General features: G+C 38.2%; 1 pseudogene. It reads right to left on the minus strand.

Annotated features, from left to right (window positions below):
• Positions 1-180: pseudogene (locus tag AC1DUA_RS39055) on the minus strand (hypothetical protein); the annotation flags it as partial.
• Between the last annotated feature and the right edge of the window lie 797 nt (positions 181-977).

The following is a 977-nucleotide window of genomic DNA, read 5'->3' on the forward strand; positions in this document are numbered from 1 at the left end:
CACGGCTAATAATAAAACGCCCATTACAACGGACGTACCCGTCAGTCCAAAGCCAAGATTAACGTTAAGGAAGTCAGCAGCAGTCTCACCAATGGTGGTACATAAGATTTTTATAATCCAGAAATAAATGGTGACTTCTGGTACCTTGCTTAACAAGGTTTTCGTTTTATTTGATTCCATTTTTTTCTCCTTTGAAAGACTTTTTTAGGCACAGACTTACTGTAAATGCTTTACATGAAAAAATGATGAGAATTCGAATTTTCTTGAAGATCTAATGATTTCTCTCATAATATTCTCATTAGGATGAGAGTAAAATGGAAAAATCAATTCTTCAAACCGAGCCTGCGAATTCCCATCTACGGAGGAACATGCTGAGTGGAGAGAGTTTAATGATTATATTTCACCGTCATGACGCTCATAATCGCCGCGGATAGTGGCAAGTATCATTAGATCATCTCTGTGTTCATTGGTTATTAATTGTATCTGTTACATTCGGGAGAAGCACAGATCCTTATCAATAAAATCAGAGACATTAGAGTTATGGGTATCCTTATTGGAATAATCATTTTTTTTCGTGGATAGGTGGAGTGGCCCCAAGCGGGTTTATCGATTGTCTATATGGCGATCATCCTACTATTGTTTTCCTGGTTGATAATTCGCTATTGCAAATCCCGATTGCATAGTTCTTCGTCGATTAGTCAGAAGAAGACGGAGATGATTTATTAGGTGGACGTTTAATAAGAAGGTAGAAGATGTCCAATCCATGTCTAATGCTAGTCCACTAAATGTCCGCAAACAGAGGGTACAGTTTATATCACAAAGAGCTTATTGCTCGAGGTGATATCTTTTTGTTCATATTTTTATCATGAGCAAGAGAAATATACGAGTTTGTTGTTTCCGACAATTCAACAGACAATCGAGAGTGCTGCGCTTGCGGCTTTTTTTGCTTTCAAGTCTACACGGTGGTGGTGCTGATG

Source organism: Paenibacillus sp. 01T422, from assembly GCF_056398785.1.